Annotated in this window: 16 protein-coding genes; 7 read left to right on the top strand and 9 right to left on the bottom strand. The window is 72.7% G+C overall.

The genetic code is table 11. The features are described from left to right. Positions 1 to 150: 150 nt before the first annotated feature. The gene (locus tag ACGF3I_RS01485; RefSeq protein WP_393128461.1) at positions 151 to 1,116 is read left to right on the top strand and encodes an SMP-30/gluconolactonase/LRE family protein; all 966 of its coding nucleotides are present in this window, start codon (positions 151 to 153) and stop codon (positions 1,114 to 1,116) included. Between the two features lie 63 nt (positions 1,117 to 1,179). Continuing rightward, on the top strand, positions 1,180 to 1,584 hold the full coding sequence (locus ACGF3I_RS01490; RefSeq protein ID WP_393128462.1) for a DUF4440 domain-containing protein: 405 nt from the start codon (positions 1,180 to 1,182) through the stop codon (positions 1,582 to 1,584). A 36-nt stretch (positions 1,585 to 1,620) separates the two neighbouring features. Here the strand turns inward: ACGF3I_RS01490 and ACGF3I_RS01495 are convergent, their stop codons facing one another. After that, complete coding sequence (locus ACGF3I_RS01495; RefSeq protein ID WP_393128463.1) at positions 1,621 to 2,853, bottom strand: serine hydrolase domain-containing protein; 1,233 nt, start codon at positions 2,851 to 2,853, stop codon at positions 1,621 to 1,623. A 256-nt stretch (positions 2,854 to 3,109) separates the two neighbouring features. Between ACGF3I_RS01495 and ACGF3I_RS01500 the strand changes: the two genes are divergently transcribed. Then, positions 3,110 to 4,075 carry an SDR family NAD(P)-dependent oxidoreductase gene (locus ACGF3I_RS01500; RefSeq protein ID WP_393128464.1) on the top strand — a complete coding sequence of 322 codons (966 nt, stop codon included), beginning with the start codon at positions 3,110 to 3,112 and terminating at the stop codon, positions 4,073 to 4,075. A 61-nt stretch (positions 4,076 to 4,136) separates the two neighbouring features. Further along, positions 4,137 to 4,301, top strand: a complete 165-nt coding sequence (locus ACGF3I_RS01505; RefSeq protein ID WP_393128465.1) for a hypothetical protein — start codon at positions 4,137 to 4,139, stop codon at positions 4,299 to 4,301. Between the two features lie 42 nt (positions 4,302 to 4,343). Here the strand turns inward: ACGF3I_RS01505 and ACGF3I_RS01510 are convergent, their stop codons facing one another. The 3 genes from ACGF3I_RS01510 to ACGF3I_RS01520 form a co-directional block, all read right to left on the bottom strand. Continuing rightward, positions 4,344 to 6,728: an ATP-binding cassette domain-containing protein gene (locus tag ACGF3I_RS01510; RefSeq protein WP_393128466.1), complete on the bottom strand. Its 2,385-nt coding sequence runs from the start codon at positions 6,726 to 6,728 to the stop codon at positions 4,344 to 4,346. A 191-nt stretch (positions 6,729 to 6,919) separates the two neighbouring features. Continuing rightward, complete coding sequence (locus ACGF3I_RS01515) at positions 6,920 to 7,267, bottom strand: VOC family protein (protein ID WP_393128467.1); 348 nt, start codon at positions 7,265 to 7,267, stop codon at positions 6,920 to 6,922. Positions 7,268 to 7,477: 210 nt separating this feature from the next. Further along, complete coding sequence (locus ACGF3I_RS01520) at positions 7,478 to 7,657, bottom strand: CsbD family protein (protein ID WP_393129087.1); 180 nt, start codon at positions 7,655 to 7,657, stop codon at positions 7,478 to 7,480. A 154-nt stretch (positions 7,658 to 7,811) separates the two neighbouring features. On the opposite strand from ACGF3I_RS01520, the gene ACGF3I_RS01525 reads away from it, so the two are divergent. After that, positions 7,812 to 8,126, top strand: a complete 315-nt coding sequence (locus tag ACGF3I_RS01525) for a hypothetical protein (protein ID WP_393128468.1) — start codon at positions 7,812 to 7,814, stop codon at positions 8,124 to 8,126. A 48-nt stretch (positions 8,127 to 8,174) separates the two neighbouring features. Here ACGF3I_RS01525 and ACGF3I_RS01530 read toward each other — a convergent pair whose 3' ends face one another. Further along, positions 8,175 to 9,773, bottom strand: a complete 1,599-nt coding sequence (locus ACGF3I_RS01530) for an MFS transporter (protein WP_393128469.1) — start codon at positions 9,771 to 9,773, stop codon at positions 8,175 to 8,177. A gap of 147 nt (positions 9,774 to 9,920) precedes the next feature. On the opposite strand from ACGF3I_RS01530, the gene ACGF3I_RS01535 reads away from it, so the two are divergent. Then, positions 9,921 to 10,940, top strand: a complete 1,020-nt coding sequence (locus ACGF3I_RS01535; RefSeq protein WP_393128470.1) for an Lrp/AsnC family transcriptional regulator — start codon at positions 9,921 to 9,923, stop codon at positions 10,938 to 10,940. Positions 10,941 to 10,977: 37 nt separating this feature from the next. Here the strand turns inward: ACGF3I_RS01535 and ACGF3I_RS01540 are convergent, their stop codons facing one another. Further along, positions 10,978 to 11,226, bottom strand: a complete 249-nt coding sequence (locus tag ACGF3I_RS01540; protein WP_393128471.1) for a DUF5133 domain-containing protein — start codon at positions 11,224 to 11,226, stop codon at positions 10,978 to 10,980. A 332-nt stretch (positions 11,227 to 11,558) separates the two neighbouring features. Here ACGF3I_RS01540 and ACGF3I_RS01545 point away from each other — a divergent pair, with 332 nt between their 5' ends. Further along, the gene (locus tag ACGF3I_RS01545; protein ID WP_393128472.1) at positions 11,559 to 12,881 is read left to right on the top strand and encodes an aldehyde dehydrogenase family protein; all 1,323 of its coding nucleotides are present in this window, start codon (positions 11,559 to 11,561) and stop codon (positions 12,879 to 12,881) included. A 114-nt stretch (positions 12,882 to 12,995) separates the two neighbouring features. Here the strand turns inward: ACGF3I_RS01545 and ACGF3I_RS01550 are convergent, their stop codons facing one another. The 3 genes from ACGF3I_RS01550 to leuA all read right to left on the bottom strand — a co-directional run bounded on the left by ACGF3I_RS01550 (position 12,996) and on the right by leuA (position 16,527). Next, the gene (locus ACGF3I_RS01550; protein ID WP_393128473.1) at positions 12,996 to 13,937 is read right to left on the bottom strand and encodes an aminoglycoside phosphotransferase family protein; all 942 of its coding nucleotides are present in this window, start codon (positions 13,935 to 13,937) and stop codon (positions 12,996 to 12,998) included. Between the two features lie 86 nt (positions 13,938 to 14,023). Next, a complete protein-coding gene (locus ACGF3I_RS01555) occupies positions 14,024 to 14,833 on the bottom strand; it encodes an ABC transporter ATP-binding protein (protein WP_393128474.1) in 810 nt (269 codons plus the stop codon). Beyond that, on the bottom strand, positions 14,830 to 16,527 hold the full coding sequence (gene leuA, locus ACGF3I_RS01560) for a 2-isopropylmalate synthase (protein ID WP_393129088.1): 1,698 nt from the start codon (positions 16,525 to 16,527) through the stop codon (positions 14,830 to 14,832). Before leuA ends, ACGF3I_RS01555 begins: the two co-directional genes overlap by 4 nt. Between the last annotated feature and the right edge of the window lie 251 nt (positions 16,528 to 16,778).

Genomic DNA, 16,778 nt, shown 5'->3' on the forward strand with positions numbered 1-16,778 from the left:
GTACGGCAGTGACATCTCACACACCCGCATCCCCGGGGCAAGTCGACGGAACTCCCCCTCCATCGGGCCCCGTTGACGCACACTCGTCCAAGCCGCTCCCTCCCGGAGTCGGCGTGTGCGGCCCAACGGCCCCGGCAGGCAAGGGATTTGATGAGGTCGACCAGGACGTCCCGCACCACGGCGCGCGGTTACCGCGGCGCCCTGTGCGCCGCCGCGCTCGCCACGGCCGCGGCTCTGCTCACACCCGTCCCCGCCCACGCGGCCCCCGCGTGCCGGACTCCCACGACGGCGCCTCCGGTCCAGGTGGCCCACGTGCCGGACTGGGCCGAGTCGATCGTCGTGGACCAGCGGGGCCGGATGTTCGCCACGGCGTACTTCACCGGCCGCGTCTACCGCATCGACGCGCCGGGCAGCGCCCCCGTGGCCCTTACCCCTAACATCGGCGCCAACGGCGGCATCGTCGTCCGCCCGGACGGACAGCTGCTCGTCGGCACCGGGAACGACCTCGGCCACTCCCTCACCGGCGATCTCCTGCCGGTCTCGAAACTCCTCCAGGTCGACCCCGACTCCGGCGCGGTGAGCACGTACGCCTCCGGGCTCGGCGGCATCGACGGGGTGGCCCTCGCGCCGGACGGCACCGTGTACACGACCACCGTCGGCGGCCGGAACATCGGCCGGGTGACACCGGACGGGCGCGTCGACCCGGCGTGGGCGCACGTCCTGATGCCCAACGGCATCGCGGTCTCCCCCGACGGCGCCGAGGTCTACGTCATCCAGACCACCCCCGCGCCGGGCCTCTACCGCATCCCGGCCGACGATCCGGCCCACCCCCGGCGCTGGATCACCACCACGCTCCCGGACACCCTCGCCCTGCCCGACGGCCTCACCCTCGACAGCCAGGGGCGCCCGCTCATCGCCACCCATGCCGCCGGGCAGATCTGGCGGGCCGAGGGCGGAGCCCTGTGTTCCGTGCAGTCGGGGATGTACCTTTCCACGCAGATCACGTACGGACACGGCGAGCGGGGGTTCTCCGCCGGGAGGCTCTACCGGTCCGGCGTGGACGGAAAGATCTACGAAGTCCCCGCGGGCGCCGATCTCGCCGCACCCCGGCCCTGAGGCGCGCCCGTCGGGCCCGCATCCGACCCGGCACCGCCCGGGCCATCCGTGAAAGGCGCAACCGTGTCCGACGTCAAGGCCGAGATAGACCAGCTGATGCGCTCCTTCATGAGCGCGTTCACCAATACCGGCGGCGCTCGGGCCAACCTGGACCTGGTCCGCGAGGTGTTCGTCCCCCAGGGCATGATCATCAACAACTCCGGTGCGGAGCCGGTGATTTGCGACCTCGACGCCTTCATCGCGCCCCGCGAGAGAATCCTGGGCGACGGCACGTTGACGGAGTTCTCCGAGTGGGAGGTCGAGGAGCGCACCGAGGTCTTCGGCTCGGTGGCCCAGCGCTTCAGCCAGTACGCCAAGTCGGGGATCCGCGACGGGGAGCCCTTCGAGGGCGCCGGACGCAAGATCACCCAGTTCGTCCGTACGCCCTCGGGGTGGCGGATGAGCGCGATGGCCTGGGACGACGAGTAGGCGGCCGGGCGCGGGGGCGGCGCCCGGGTCGCCGGGTCAGACCCCGGTGTCCTGCGCCGCGCCGGGCACGTGGCGCGCCGAGCGCCCCGCGGGCGCGGCGCCGCAGAACGCCGGCTCCAGGGCGTCCAGCAACCCCTGGGTGACGGCGCCGTTGTTGGAGGCGTTGGCGAAGACGACGACCGTGCGCCGCCCGTCCGGGGTGGCGTACGCCTGCGACTGGTAGCCCTGCACGATCCCGCCGTGGCCGAACACCGCCCCGCAGCTCAGGGTGATCCGGCGCAGCCCGAGCCCGTACGCGGTGCTCGGCGCGCCCGTCGGCAGCGCCCGTGTCATCTGCCGCAGCGAGTCGTCCCTGACGAGTCCGCCCGCGCTTCCGGCGAGCAGACGCGTGAGGAACCGGTCCAGGTCGCGCGCGGAGGACACCGCGGCGCCCGCGCTCCCGATCCAGGAACCGTTCTGCTCGGTCGCGTCCAGGAGCGGCAGGCGCGGGTCGTCGGGGGTCAGGTAGCCGCTGATGTGCCGGCCCGTGATCCGCCGTTCCGGCACGGTGAACGACGTCCGGCGCAGGCCCAGGGGTTCGAGGATCCGCTCGCGCAGCAGCTCGGCGTAGGGGCGGCCGGTGACGTGTTCGGCGGCGAGCCCGAGCAGCACGAATCCCGTGTTCGCGTACGCGTAGGCGCTGCCCGGGGGGTGCTGGAGACCGTGCCGCACCGAGCGGGCCACGAGGTCGCGGGGATCGTAGACGCGGTCGCGGATGCGCGCCTCGAAGGCGGACGTCGTCTCCTCGCCGTTCTGTTCCAGCAGATCGTTGACGTGGTCGTAGAGCCCGGCCCGGTGGGTCAGCGCCTGGCGTGCGGTGATCGTCCAGTCCGCCGGGAGCGTGCCGGGCGGCAGATAGCGGCGCAGGGGCCGGTCGAGTGCGATGAGCCCCCGTTCGGCGAGACCCAGCACCAGGGCCGCCGTGAACATCTTGGTGTTGCTGCCGATCCTGATCCGCGCGTCGGCCCGCATGGGTGTGCCGTCCAGATCGGCCTTGCCGACGGTGAGCGTGCGGTCGAGCCCCCACCGGGTGTGGTCCCGGATCACCGCGAACGCGCCCGGCGCTCCCGCGTCCCTCACGTGCAGCAGCGCGGTGCGCACGGCCACCGCGTCGGGTGCGGGCCGCGCCGGGCCCCGTGATGCGCCGAGCGCGCCGGTCGTACCTCCCGCCGTCAGGGCCACGGCGACAGCGAGCGTCGTCACCGTACGGGCGAGCCTTGTCCTCAGCACGGGTGAAGCCCTTCTGTCCGTCCGGCTCTCGGTGGCGCCCCGCCGTCCAGGCGGCTCCTGGAGTGTGATCGTCCTGGCGCGGCCGAGAGCGTACAGGCGGGCGCCTGCGAGGGCGGGAAGCCGTGGGCGTCCGGCGTTTCGGCCGGTGTAGGCGGGGTGTCGGTGAGCTGTCGGAAGCCGGGGTGAGGGTGGGGACGCACTCGCGGGCGGCGGGCCGCCCCGCCGCCCGCCGCCCGCCCGAACCGAAGGAGCCGCCATGCAGCCCACCACCCCCGCGACCGATCCGTGGGACGTGCACCGGCCGCCGCGCGCCGACGGCCGGAGCGTCCTGGTGACCGGCGGCAACGCGGGCATCGGATACTTCGTCGCGGAACAACTCGCCTCGGCGGGGGCCCTGGTGGTCCTCGGCAGCCGCGACCCCGCCAAGGCCGAGGCCGCCGCCGGTTCGATCCGTTCCCGTGTGCCGGGCGCGCGGGTCAGCCGGATACGGCTCGACCTCGCCGACCTGTCGTCGCTGCGACGGTCGGTGCAGACGCTGGAACTGGACCGGCTCGACGCGGTGGTCCACAACGCGGGGGTGGCGCTCGACGATCCGCCGCGCCGCGAGACCGCGGACGGGCACGAGCTGATGTTCGCCACGAATCACCTGGGCCACCTCGCCCTGACCAGGTGGCTGCTGCCGCTCCTGTCGGCTGCGCCCGCCGCCCGGATCGTGACCGTGGGCAGTTTCGCGGCGAAGTCGGAGCGGCTCGACCCGCACGACCTCCAGTCCCGTGCCGACTACCGGCCCAAGCGCACCTACGGCCGGTCGAAGCTGGCCCAGATGTACACCGCGCTCGAACTCGCCCGCCGGCTGGGCGCGGTGGGCAGCCCGATGGCCAGTGTGGTGGCCCACCCGGGCGGCGCACTGGACTCCCTGACACCCGCACGGCCGCCGCTGTGGTCACGGACCCCGGGTGAGCGGCTGCGCGGACTGCCCGCGGGTGCCGTCCTCCAGGGCAAGGACGCCGGCGCGTGGCCCGTGGTGCGGGCCGTGCTCGACCCCCGGGTCACCAGTGGCGAGCTGTGGGGACCCCGGGTGTTCGGGCTGCGCGGGCAGCCGCACCGCGAGCCTGTCTGGAGCCATCTGGCCGATCCGGCCGTCGCCTCTCAACTCTGGTACGCGAGCTGCGAGTTGATCGGCGTCGATCCCGAGTTCCACCTCCTCGCCCGGCGGGCATGAGGGCGGGATTCGCGGGCATCAGGCCCTTAGGGATGACCGTTGTGAAGGGGAGGCTGCTGCCATGTCGGTGATTGGGCGTTTTCCCGCTGGTGGTCCGCGCGGATCGTGGCCGGCCGAGGAGCTGGCGGCTCAGCTCAGGGGGCGGGGGCGGGCGGCCACCGTCGTGATGGACCTCGACAGCGACATGTTCCTGGTCGTTGAGCCCCGTCTCGAGGAAGCCGCCTAGTACGGCGCCCCCGCCCCCGCCCTCGCAGGGCGCGCGCCGCCGTCAGTCGGCGACGTACCGCGCGAGGTGCTCGCCCGTGAGGGTGGTACGGGCGGCGATCAGGTCGGCCGGGGTGCCTTCGAAGACGATCCGGCCGCCGTCGTGACCTGCGCCGGGCCCGAGATCGATGATCCAGTCGGCGTGTGCCATCACGGCTTGGTGGTGTTCCACGACGATGACCGACTTGCCGGCGTCCACGAGACGGTCGAGCAGGCCGAGGAGTTGCTCGACATCGGCCAGGTGCAGTCCGGCGGTCGGCTCGTCGAGGACGTACACACCGCCCTTGTCGCCCATGTGCGTGGCCAGCTTGAGCCGTTGGCGTTCGCCGCCGGACAGGGTGGTCAGCGGCTGGCCGAGCCGGAGGTAGCCGAGGCCCACGTCGGTGAGGCGGGCGAGGATGCGGTGGGCGGCGGGCGTGGCCCCTTCGCCCGAACCGAAGAACTGTTCCGCCTCGGCGACCGGCATCGCGAGCACCTCGCTGATGTCCCGGCCCGCGAAGTGGTAGTCGAGGACCGAGGCCTCGAACCGCTTGCCGTCGCACTCCTCGCAGGTGGTGGCCACCCCGGCCATCATCGCGAGGTCGGTGAAGACGACGCCCGCGCCGTTGCAGGTCGGGCAGGCGCCCTCGGAGTTGGCGCTGAACAGGGCCGGCTTGACGTCGTTGGCCTTCGCGAAGGCCTTGCGGATCGGGTCGAGCAGCCCGGTGTAGGTCGCCGGGTTGCTGCGGCGCGAGCCGCGGATGGGGCTCTGGTCGACCGAGACGACGCCCTCGCCGGCCGGGATCGAGCCGTGCACCAGCGAACTCTTGCCGGAACCCGCCACTCCGGTGACCACCGTGAGGACGCCGAGCGGGATGTCCACGTCGACGTCGCGGAGGTTGTGCGTCCTGGCGCCGCGCACCTGGAGCGCACCGGTGGGTTTGCGCACCTCGTCCTTGACGGCGGCCCGGTCGTCCAGGTGGCGTCCGGTGATGGTGCCGCTCGCCCGCAGTCCGGTCACGGTGCCTTCGAAGCAGACGGTGCCGCCGCCGGTACCCGCGCCCGGGCCCAGGTCCACGACGTGGTCGGCGATCGTGATCATCTCGGGCTTGTGCTCGACGACGAGCACCGTGTTGCCCTTGTCGCGCAGCCGGAGCAGCAGGTCGTTCATCCGCTGGATGTCGTGCGGGTGCAGGCCGATGGTGGGCTCGTCGAAGACGTAGGTGACGTCCGTGAGCGAGGAGCCGAGGTGGCGGATCATCTTGACGCGCTGGGCCTCGCCGCCCGAGAGCGTGCCCGAGGGCCGGTCGAGCGAGAGGTAGCCCAGACCGATCTCCACGAACGAGTCGAGGGTGTCCAGGAGCGTGGCGAGCAGCGGCGCGACCGAGGGCTCCTTGAGCGCGCGCACCCAGTCGGCCAGGTCCCTGATCTCCATGGCGCACAGATCGGCGATGTTCTTCCGCTTGATCTTCGAGGAGCGCGCGGCTTCGCTGAGCCGGGTGCCCTCGCAGTCGGGGCAGGTCGTGAAGGTGACGGCGCGCTCGACGAACGCCCTGATGTGCGGCTGCATCGAGTCGGTGTCCTTGGAGAGCATCGACTTCGTGACGCGCGGGAGGAGTCCCTCGTACGTCATGTTGATGCCCGCGATCTTCATCCGGGTCGGCTCCCGGTGGAGCAGGTCCTGGAGCTCCTTCTTGGTGTACTTGCGGATCGGCTTGTCCGGGTCGAAGAAGCCGGACTCGATGTAGAGGCGGGAGTTCCAGCCGCCCCCGGTGTAGCCGGGGATGGTGAACGCGCCGTCGTTCAGTGACTTGGTGTCGTCGTAGAGCTGGGTCAGGTCGATGTCGGTGACCGAGCCGCGGCCTTCGCAGCGCGGACACATGCCACCGGTGATGCTGAAGCTGCGCCGCTCCTTCACCTCCTGTCCGCCGCGCCGCACAGTGACCGCGCCGGCCCCGCTGATGGAGGCGACGTTGAAGGAGAACGCCTTGGGCGAGCCGATGTGCGGCTTGCCGAGCCGGCTGAAGAGGATGCGCAGCATGGCGTTGACGTCGGTGGCGGTGCCGACGGTGGAGCGCGGGTCGCCGCCCATGCGCTGCTGGTCGACACTGATCGCGGTGGTCAGGCCGTCGAGCACATCGACCTCGGGGCGGCCGAGGGTCGGCATGAAGCCCTGCACGAAGGCGCTGTACGTCTCGTTGATCAGCCGCTGCGACTCGGCCGCGATCGTGTTGAACACCAGCGAGCTCTTGCCCGACCCGGAGACACCGGTGAACACCGTCAGGCGGCGCTTCGGGATCTCGATGCTCACGTCCTTGAGGTTGTTCACACGTGCGCCGTGCACCCGGATCATGTCGTGACGGTCGGCGGCGTGCGGCGCAGACGACTGCGCATCCGTCCTCTTGACCATGCTGATCGCGTTCTCCCTGTCCGAGGCGGGCCCGCCCGCGCGGGTCCGCCGGTTCCCCCGAGCCGGTCCACCGGCTGTGAGCAGTACGTACGGTTCTACTTCGTCGGTGACTGCCGCGGCAACGCCTTGTCACCCCTTGATCGAACGGGGCCGGCCGGTCCGGGCGGAGCCCGGCCGGCAACGCCCGCCCGTCAGTCCTGGATGAGGCCGAGGACGTTGCCGTCGGGGTCGGTGAACGTCGCCACGAGACGGCCGCCGCCGACGTCCTGCGCGGGCTGCTTCACCTTGGCTCCGACGGCGGTCACCTCGGCGAGCTTCGCCTCGATGTCCGGCACGTGCCAGTACGTCACGGGGCCCTGCTCGTCGCTGCCGGGTACGAGGCCGATCTGCTGGCCCTCGGCCTCGTACCCGACGTAGTAGGAGGAGTCGCTCGTCGGCTCGACGCCGAGCAGCGCGGTGTACACGGCCTTGGCCGCCGCGAGGTCGGACACGGGGTGCAGCACGGTCTTGATGCCCTGGGTGGACGAGGTGGTGGCCATGGTGTGCTCCTGAGAGGCGGGGCCGCGCCGGGCGCGACCGGGGTGTTCGAGGTGCTGACCACGCTAGTTCCGGCCGGCCGGGCCCGCTTCTCCGTTCCTGACCGGTTGCCGAGGGCGGGTGCCGGGCGCTCGCGGGCGGGCTCGGGTCGGGTGGAGGGGGCACGGCGAAGCCCCCGGCCGCGGGGCGGCCGGGGGCTTCTTCAGCACCGCTCAGGCGCGGTCGCGCTTGTCGGTCAGTGAATCCTTGACTCCGTCGGCGCGCCCCTTCATGTTCTGCATGGCGTCCTTCGCCTTGCCCTTGGTCTGGTCGGTCTTGCCCTCGGCGGCCATCCGGTCATTGCCGGTGGCCTTGCCCGCGGCTTCCTTGGCCTTGCCCTTGATCTTGTCCATGGCACTGTCGCCCACGGCGAACTCCTACCGATCGGAATCACTGACGCCATCAAACTAGGACATGTCGGTCACATCTGCTCGTTGAGCGCCGCCCCCGTTGCTCCGCGCACCCCTGGCCACCCGGTCCGGGCGGGGGACGCGCGATGATGGCGGCATGAGCCTTCCCGACGCCATCACCGCCACCCTCGCCGCCCGCGACAAGGTCGACTTCGAGCAGGACTTCGCGCGCACCCGCCAGATCATGACCTTCGTCCACACCACGGACGGAGCGGAGGCGGTCGAACTCGCCATGTTCGAGGGCCCGTTGCCCATTCCCGTCGTGGGCCAGACGGTCACCCTGTGGATCACCGGGCACCCGCTGGTGGTGCAGCGGGTGGAGACCCACTACGGGCTCGGCGGCGCGGAGACCCACCCCAAGCGTGAGCAGGTCGCCTCGGTCATCGTCTTCGTGGCGCCCCGAACGGCCTGACACAGTACGGGAGTTGAGCGCCGGGGCGCCACCGAGGAGCCCCGGCGGTCACACCCCCGACCCGACCGGGTCCGCGGCCGCGTCCTGCCGGGAGCGCTGCCCCGGGGCCGCCGCCGCGCCGCCGCCGGGCGCGCCGGGCGTCGTGCGGCTCGCCGGGCGTACGAGCACCAGGACGATGAGCCCGCCGAGGACCGCGGCCGCCGCCGAGCACAGGAAGACCCGGTCGAGGCCGGCGGCGAAGGCCTGGTGCACGAGGTGCTCGGCCGCGTCGCGCTGCCCGGCGGGCGCCGCCGCTATGAGGTGCTGCGCCTGGCCGGAGGCGAGCGCGGCCGCGCCCCGGTCGCCGTCCGCCACCGGGCCCGGCCCGGCGAGGGCGGTGGCCGTACGTCCGGTGAAGACCGCGCCCAGGACGGCGATGGCCAGGGTCATGCCCAGCTGGCGGAAGGTGTTGACCGCGCCGCCCGCCATGCCCGCGCGCTGCGGCGGCACCATCGAGGTGGCGGCCGAGACGAGGACCGGGGTGGCCAGGCCGACGCCGATACCGGTGACGATCAGGCCGGTCACGAGCGAGCCCTGTCCGGCCTCCGCCGTCATCCCGGTCCGCAGCAGCAGCATGCCCGCACCGACGAGGAGCAGGCCCGCGCCGATCGGCACTCGGGGGGCCAGGCGCTGGATGTGGCGGCCGGCGAAGACGGCCACCACGAAGGACGCGCCCGCCAGCGGAGTCAGGGCCAGGCCCGCCGCGACCGGGCTGAGCCCCGCCACCGACTGCAGCCACAGCGAGAGCAGGACCAGGCACCCGAAGGCGCTGCCCTGGAGCAGCAGGGCGCCGCTCATCAGACCCGCGAAGGACGGGCGGCGCAGCAGCGCGAGGTCCAGCATCGGGGTGCCGCCGCGCTGCGCGGTGCGGTGTTCGACCACCACGAACGCCACGAGCGAGAGGGCGGTGACGGCGAAGGTCGCCAGGGTCGCGGTATCGGTCCAGCCGGCTTCGCCGCCCCGGATCAGCCCGTAGGTGAGGGTGCCCGCCGCGAGGGTGAAGGCGACCGCGCCGGCCATGTCGATCCGCACGCCGCTGGAGGAGGCCGTGCGGGGGCGGTCGGGGCGCACCACGCGCAGGGTCAGCGCGATGGCGACGGCGGCGATGGGCAGGTTGACCCAGAAGATGGTCGGCCAGCTGATGTGTTCGGTGAGGAGCCCGCCGAGGAGCGGGCCGGCCGCGGCGGCGGCGCCGTTGGCCGCGCCCCACACGCCGAAGGCGGTGCCGCGGTCGCGGCCCTGGTAGGAGCCGAGCAGCAGGGCGGGCGCCGTGGCGAACATGGCCGCGCCGCCGACGCCCTGCACCACGCGGGCGGCGATGAGCACGCCCGCGTTCGGCGCGAGGCCGCACACCAGGGACGCGGCGGCGAACAGCGCCAGGCCGTAGACGTAGAAGCGCCGGTGGCCGAAGCGGTCCGCCAGGGAGCCGGAGGCCAGGAGCAGGGCTGCGAGGGCCAGGGCGTACGCGTCGATCACCCACTGCAGCGAACTGAAGGAGGCGTCGAGGTCGTCCGCCATGCTGGGCAGTGCGACGTTCACGATGGTGACGTCCACCAGCAGGATGAAGGCGCCAAGGCAGACCGCGGTGAGGGGCCACCACTTGCGCATGTCAGGTTCTCCGATCGGGTCGAGCGTGTTGTCGGGGACCACGGACGCTTACGGTCGGCGCCGGCCCCGTCCATGAGCGTGCGGGCCGCGACCCGGTTTCCATGAGCCGGAGTCGGATGTTTGCGCGGATCCGACATCATGGGCGTCATGAAGACGTATCTCGACACGCTCGGGCCCGGGGACCGTGAACTCTCGCAGGAGGACCTGGCCCTCGCGCACGCCCTGCAGATCAACGGGCGGGCGTCGTTCCGGGAGATCGCCGACGCCCTCGGGGTGTCCGACCAGACGGCCGCGCGCCGGTGGTCGCGGCTGCGCACCAGCGGCAGGCTCCGGGTGCTCGGCCTCACCGATCCGCAGCGAGTGGGGGACGCGCCCTGGGTCGTGCGCGTGCGCTGCACACCGGACGCGGCGGCCTCCATCGGCGAGGCGATGGCGCGGCGTACGGACACCAGCTGGGTCAACCTCAGCTCCGGCGGTACCGAGATCTCCTGCTCGGTGCGCACCCGCGGGGCCGGGGGCGAGGAGTCGCTCCTGCTGCGGAAGCTGCCCCGCACACCCCAGGTGGTGGACGTCTCGGCGCACTGCCTCCTGCACATCTTCTTCGGGCAGGACCTGAGCACCATCAACAAGAGCGGCCCCCTGACGCCCGAGCAGGTCGAGCGGCTCACCCCGGCGATCACGCCGGATCCCGTCACCGCCGACACACCTCCCGTGGCGCTCGACGACGGCGACCGCGCACTGCTCGATCTGCTGGCCAGGGACGGGCGGGCCGCACCCGGGGAACTCGCCGCCGCCACCGGGCTGTCCCCCTCGACGGTGCGCCGGCGCATCACGGAGCTCCGGGCCGCCGGAGTCCTGTACTTCGACGTCGAGTACCACCCGGGCGTGCTGCACCAGAACTTCCGGGCCGCCCTGTGGCTGGAGATCGACCCCTCGCGGCTAGCCGAGGCGGGTGCGGCGATCGCGACGCACCGCGAGGTGTCCTTCGCCGCGGCCGTCACCGGCACCGCGAACCTGTACGCGAGCATCGACGTGACGTCGGCGCAGCTCTTCTACCGCTACCTCACCGAGTCCGTGGCGCGGCTGCCCGGCGTACGCCACACGGCGACCGTGCCCATCCACCGCACCCTGAAGGGGCCCGGCCCCTACCTGCCGGTCCGGGCATGAGGGCCCGCACCACGCCGCACGGTCCGGCCGTGCCGGGTCATCGCGCCCGGTCCCGGGCGATCGCGACGCTGGGCAGCATGGCCCGGCGACACGTCGCGAGGTAGCGCTCGGCCGCCTCCACCGCGGTGGCCGCCGAACGCTCCCCCATCAGGACGCACAGCGTGTAGGCCGCGTCGTCCCGCGCCTGGCGCGCGCCGGGGTCGCGCGGCGAGCGGGCGACCCGGCGTTCCCTGCTGCGCAGCAGGGAGAGGAGCTCATGGACGACGTACCAGTGGGGCGACAGCATGGGGCGCTCCGGCATCGGACGAAGGACCTGGGGGCACGGCGGCGGCAACGCCCCGACGGGGCGTTCGCGTCGCCATGGCGGGCGACTCGACCGGGAGCGCCATCGTCGCCCCCCGCCTCACGATCCGCACCCCGAAGCATGACGGTGCGTGATCCCGCGGGTCGGCGGCAGGCGGTGACCGCGACGGCAGCGGCGCGCACGGAAAGTAGTTGCCCAGGAAGGCCAGGGGGCTGGAATGATGCGCGCACCCCAATGGTTGTCATATACATCGACCACTTGTGGATCGACCCTCCGAACCACCGGCGGGGTCGGCAACCGATCAGCGAGGCACCGTGAACGACCACACCCCCGAGCAGCCCGCCGAGACCGTCGCGCGGCTGCGCGCCACGTTCCGCTCCGGCCGCACCAAGCCCGTCGAATGGCGCACCACCCAGCTGCGCCGGCTGCGCGAACTGCTCACCACGCACAGCACCGAGATCGCCGAAGCGCTCCACGCCGACCTCGGCAAGAGCGCCACCGAGGCCTTCCGCACCGAGATCGACTTCACGGTGCGCGAGATCGACCACACCCTTGAGCACCTCGACACGTGGCTGCGTCCGGAGCCCGCCCCGGTGCCGGCCCACCTCGGCAGCGACGCCACGGCCAGGACCCAGTACGACCCGCTGGGCGTCGTGCTGGTCATCGCACCCTGGAACTATCCGGTCCAGCTGCTCCTGACGCCGATGCTCGGCGCGCTGGCCTCGGGCAACGCCGTCGTCGTCAAGCCGAGCGAGCTGGCCCCCGCCTCCTCGGCCGCCCTGGCGCGGCTGCTGCCCCGCTACCTCGACACGAGCGCGGTCGCCGTGGTGGAGGGCGCCGTGCCCGAGACCACCGCTCTGCTCGCGGAACGCTTCGACCACATCTTCTACACCGGCAACGGCACGGTCGGCCGCATCGTGATGCGGGCCGCCGCCGAGCACCTCACCCCCGTCACCCTCGAACTCGGCGGCAAGTCACCGGCGTTCGTGGACCGCGGGGCCGATCTGTCCGTCGTCGCAGACCGCCTCGTACGCGGCAAGTTCCTCAACGCCGGACAGACGTGCGTGGCGCCCGACTACGTCCTCACCGACCCGCAGACCGCCCGCGCCCTTGAGCCCGAGTTCGCCCGCGCCGTCGAGGAGGTCTTCGGCGCCGACCCGCAGGGCTCCCGCGCGTTCGGCCGCATCGTGAACGAGCGCCACTTCGACCGGCTCAGCTCGCTGCTCGACTCCGGCCGGACGGTGACCGGCGGCGACACCGACCGCGCCACCAAGTACATCGCGCCCACCGTCCTCGCCGACGTGGACCCGAAGTCGCCCGTCATGCGGGAGGAGATCTTCGGCCCCATCCTCCCCGTCGTGACGGTGGCGGACCTGGACGAGGCCATCGCGTTCATCAACGACCGCGACAAGCCGCTCGCCCTGTACGCCTTCACCGAGTCGGACGGGACCCGCGCGCGGCTGGCCGCCGAGACGTCGTCCGGCGGCCTCGGGTTCGGTCTGCCGCTCGCCCATCTGACCGTCTCCGACCTGCCGTTCGGCGGGGTCGGCGAGAGCGGCATGGGCAACTACCACGGCCGCTACTCCATCGAAACGTTCAGCCACCGCAAGGCCGTACTGGAGAAGCCGCTCGCCTGAGGTCCCGCCGCGCGGGCCTCCCCGCGTCGCACGAGTCGGGCGCCCCCGGGGCAGAGCTTCGAGCCACCCGGGGGCACGCCTGCATGCCTGCTCTCAACGCCCTTGTGCCGTACGTCAGTTGAGCCGCGCGTCGGCACCGGCCGGACCGGGTCGGGCCCGCTCCTCCCCCAGTACCTCGCGGATGACATGGCGCGCGTTGCCGGCCGTCGCCGGGTTGGTGTCGCGGTAGTACGGCAGCGCGATCAGCGCCTGCGAGAGCGTACGGGCCCGGCCCCGGCGCCATGTCGCGTCGTCCACGCCCAGCGCCTCGCGGAAGACCTCTCGTCCGGTGGCCGGCAGCAGGTTCCACGCGGGGAAGAGGTCGCACGCCGGATCGCCCGTGCCCGCGCATCCGAAGTCGATGACCCCGACGAGCCTGCCGCCGGCCACCAGGAGGTTGCCCGGCATGAGATCGCCGTGCAGCCACACCGCCGCCCCGTCCCCCCGCGGAGCCCTCAGGGCCTCGTCCCACACCGCCTCGGCCGCGGCGCAGTCGACACCCTCCTGCGGGAGGCCGCGCAGCAATCCGATGGCCCGGCGCGTCTCCGCGTCGAGAAGGTCAAGTGGGCCTCCTCGGTAGGCTGTTGGGGCATCGGGCAGCGCGACGTTCCGCATCGCCGCCACGAACCGCGCCAAGTCCTCGGCCAGCGCGAGCGGTTCGCCGAGCGCCCCCGCCCGGGGGTTCTCGCCGCTGAGCCAGCGGTAGACCGACCAGGGCCACGGATAGTCCCCGTCAGGCCTCCCCTCGCCGAGCAACTCGGGGACGGGGCTGGGCAGCAGGGGCGCGAGCCGGGGCAGCCAGGCCCGTTCCAGCAGGACGTCCTCCGCCCCGCCCGCGCGCAGCGGCAGCCGCACGACCATGTCCTCGCCCAGGCGGTACATACCGTTGACCGTGCCGCCGGACGCGTACCGCCGCACCGGCAGGTGACCCCAGCGCGGGAACTGCCGCGCGACCAGCCTCCGTACGAGGTCGTCGCCCAGGGCGTGCTGGTCGGGGTGCATCCGCTCGTCGCTCATGGGGCGCCATCCCACCCCGGGCGCGACCGGCGGTCAACCGCTTTTGAGCCGCCCGCCGCCCGCCGCGCACTCCCGCGCCCCGCCCGTCAGACGGAGGGCGCCCCGGCCCGCCGTCCGGCCCGGACCGCCCAGCGGCCCTCCGTACGGGAGACGTGGACCGGATGGCGGAAGCAGGCGCTGACCAGATCGCTGGTCAGCACCTCGTCGACCGGGCCGCGGGCCAGGCAGCGGCCGTCGCGCAACAGCAGCACGTGGGTGGTGCCGGCGGGCAGCTCCTCCAGGTGATGGGTCACCAGGACCGACGCGAGGTGGCGGTGGGCGAGCCGGAGCGCGTCGAGCCGGTCGACGAGCTGTTCGCGCCCGGCCACGTCGAGCCCCGTGGCCGGTTCGTCGAGCAGGAGCAGCCGGGGTTCGGGCATGAGTGCTCGCGCGATCAGCGTCCGGCCGCGCTCGCCCTGGGACAGCGTGGGCCAGCGCGCCTGGCGGCGGCTGCCGAGCCCGAGCAGCTCGACCAACTGGTCGGCGCGCTCGACCTGTTCGGGGGTGGGCCTCCAGCGCGGCACCCATTCGGTCGTCCGGGTGAGCCCGGTCAGGACGACGTCGCGGACCCGGTGTGCGGAGCGCAGCGGGTGTCTCGGGTCGACATGGCCGATGGCGGTGCGCAGGGTCCTCAGGTCGACCCGGCCGAGGGTGTGCCCGAGGACCTCGACCGTGCCCCGGGTGGGGTGCACCAGGGCTCCGAGCAGGGAGAGCAGGGTGCTCTTGCCCGCGCCGTTGGCGCCGAGCAGCGCCCAGTGCTCCCCGGGGCGCACGGTCAGCGTCACGTCGCGCAGGATGGTGTTGCCGTCGCGCACGACGTCGGCGCCGTCCACCCGGATCACCGGCGGGGCGTTCACGGCCGGCCCGTCTCGGCGCGGTTGACGGCGGCCAGGACGGCCTGCACCGACGCGGCGAGGATGGATGTGTCCAGGCCCGCCCCCCACCGGACCACGTCACCGGCCCGGCATTGGGCGTAGGCGACGGCGGGGCTGTGGGGCCCGGCGCCGGTGGAGTGTTCGGCGTAGCCCAGGATGTCGACCTGCCGCCCGGCCGCGGCGAGTGCCGCGGTGAAGGCGGACAGGGGCCCGTTGCCGGTGCCGTGGAGCGTCCTGGCACGTCCGTTCTCGCGCAGGACGCAGCTGAACCGGTGTTCTTCGGGGCCGACTTGGGCCGTTTCCCAGGAGACCAGGGTCAGCGGGCCGGCCGTGGCGGGAGCGATGTAGGTGGCGTCGAACAGGTCCCGCAGGTCTTGGTGGGTGAGTTCCTTGCCGCCCGCGTCGGTGGCGTGCTGCACCGCCCGCGAGAAGTCCGGGCGCAGGGCCTTGGGGAGGTCGAGGCCGTGGTGGGTGTGGAGCAGATGGGCGATACCGCCCTTGCCGGACTGCGAGTTGATGCGGATGACCTCTTCATAGGTGCGTCCGATGTCCCCCGGGTCGATGGGCAGGTACGGCACCTCCCAGGGGGCCTCCTCGGCCGGGACGCCCAGCTCGGCCGCCCGCTTGGCGTGGTGGGCCATGCCCTTGGAGATGGCGTCCTGGTGCGTGCCCGAGAAGGCGGTGTGGACGAGGTCGCCGCCGTAGGGATGGCGCGGGTGGACCGGCAGCCGGTTGCAGTGTTCGACGACGTCGCGCACGGCGTCGATGTCGGAGAAGTCGATCATCGGGTTCACGCCCTGCGCGTACAGGTTGAGGGCGAGGGTGACCAGGTCGACGTTTCCGGTGCGCTCGCCGTTGCCGAAGAGGCAGCCCTCCACGCGCTGCGCCCCGGCCAGGACGGCGAGTTCGGCGCAGGCCACTCCGGTGCCGCGGTCGTTGTGGGGGTGGACGGAGAGGATGACCGCCTCGCGCCGGGCCAGATGGCGGTGCATGTACTCGATCTGGTCCGCGTAGACATGGGGGCCGGCGATCTCGACCGTGGCCGGCAGGTTGTGCACCACCGGCCGGTCGGGGCTCGCCTCCCACAGCTCGGTGAGGCTGTCGCAGACCTCCAGGACGAAGTCCGGTTCCGTGAGGTTGAAGACCTCGGGAGAGAACTCGAACCGGACGTCGGCGTCCGGGAGTTGGGCCGTGCGGCGCATCAGGTGCGCGGCCGCCTCCAGGATCATTCCGTGCACCTCGGTGCGGGAGCGCCCCAGGACCACGTTGCGCCAGGTCGGAGCCGTCGCGGTGTACAGATGGACGAGGGTGCGGGGCAGGCCGCGGATCGAGTCGACGGTGCGGTCGATGAGATCGCGGCGGGCCGGGGTGAACACGGAGATGGTGACGTCGTCGGGGACGGCGGCGCTCGTCGCCAGATGGCGCACGAAATCGAAGTCGGTCTGGCTGGCGCTGGGGTAGCCGACCTCGATCTCCTTGAAGCCCATGGTGACCAGGAGGTCGAACATCCGCCTTTTGCGCTCGGTGTCCATGGGTTCGGCGAGTGCCTGATTGCCGTCGCGCAGGTCGACCGGCACCCACAGCGGGGCCCGTGTGTGCTGCCGCGAGGGCCACGTCCGGTCGGTCAGGGGGAGTGCGACCCGCTCGTCGGCGGGCCGGTAGCGGTGGTGCGGCATGGCGCTGGGGCGCTGCGGGTTCCAGGCCGGGGCGTCCTCGGGCACCGGGGCGGCCGGGGTGCGCAGCAGGGGGAACGCATGCGTCTTCGACGCGGTCACGAGAGGCTTCTTTCGGTCGACGGAACGGCGACCGGCGCGACGAGCACCCGCTGCGGGGTGCCGGTCGTGTCAGACCCCGCAGCGGCGAGCAAGGAGAAGCGCGCTCAGCAACATGCCGGTACAGTAACCAGAGTTGAACTCCTCAGACAACC

It is taken from the genome of Streptomyces sp. NPDC048111 (assembly GCF_043202815.1).
Lineage (GTDB): Bacteria > Actinomycetota > Actinomycetes > Streptomycetales > Streptomycetaceae > Streptomyces.

Excerpts from the sequence above, each read along its gene's own strand:
- leuA (WP_393129088.1), bottom strand. The coding sequence starts at position 16,527 with ATGCCGCACCACCGCTACCGGCCCGCCGACGAGCGGGTCGCACTCCCC.
- ACGF3I_RS01485 (WP_393128461.1), top strand. The coding sequence starts at position 151 with ATGAGGTCGACCAGGACGTCCCGCACCACGGCGCGCGGTTACCGCGGC.
- ACGF3I_RS01550 (WP_393128473.1), bottom strand. The coding sequence starts at position 13,937 with ATGAGCGACGAGCGGATGCACCCCGACCAGCACGCCCTGGGCGACGAC.
- ACGF3I_RS01500 (WP_393128464.1), top strand. The coding sequence starts at position 3,110 with ATGCAGCCCACCACCCCCGCGACCGATCCGTGGGACGTGCACCGGCCG.
- ACGF3I_RS01535 (WP_393128470.1), top strand. The coding sequence starts at position 9,921 with ATGAAGACGTATCTCGACACGCTCGGGCCCGGGGACCGTGAACTCTCG.
- ACGF3I_RS01520 (WP_393129087.1), bottom strand. The coding sequence starts at position 7,657 with ATGGACAAGATCAAGGGCAAGGCCAAGGAAGCCGCGGGCAAGGCCACC.
- ACGF3I_RS01525 (WP_393128468.1), top strand. The coding sequence starts at position 7,812 with ATGAGCCTTCCCGACGCCATCACCGCCACCCTCGCCGCCCGCGACAAG.
- ACGF3I_RS01540 (WP_393128471.1), bottom strand. The coding sequence starts at position 11,226 with ATGCTGTCGCCCCACTGGTACGTCGTCCATGAGCTCCTCTCCCTGCTG.
- ACGF3I_RS01505 (WP_393128465.1), top strand. The coding sequence starts at position 4,137 with ATGTCGGTGATTGGGCGTTTTCCCGCTGGTGGTCCGCGCGGATCGTGG.
- ACGF3I_RS01510 (WP_393128466.1), bottom strand. The coding sequence starts at position 6,728 with ATGGTCAAGAGGACGGATGCGCAGTCGTCTGCGCCGCACGCCGCCGAC.
- ACGF3I_RS01530 (WP_393128469.1), bottom strand. The coding sequence starts at position 9,773 with ATGCGCAAGTGGTGGCCCCTCACCGCGGTCTGCCTTGGCGCCTTCATC.
- ACGF3I_RS01515 (WP_393128467.1), bottom strand. The coding sequence starts at position 7,267 with ATGGCCACCACCTCGTCCACCCAGGGCATCAAGACCGTGCTGCACCCC.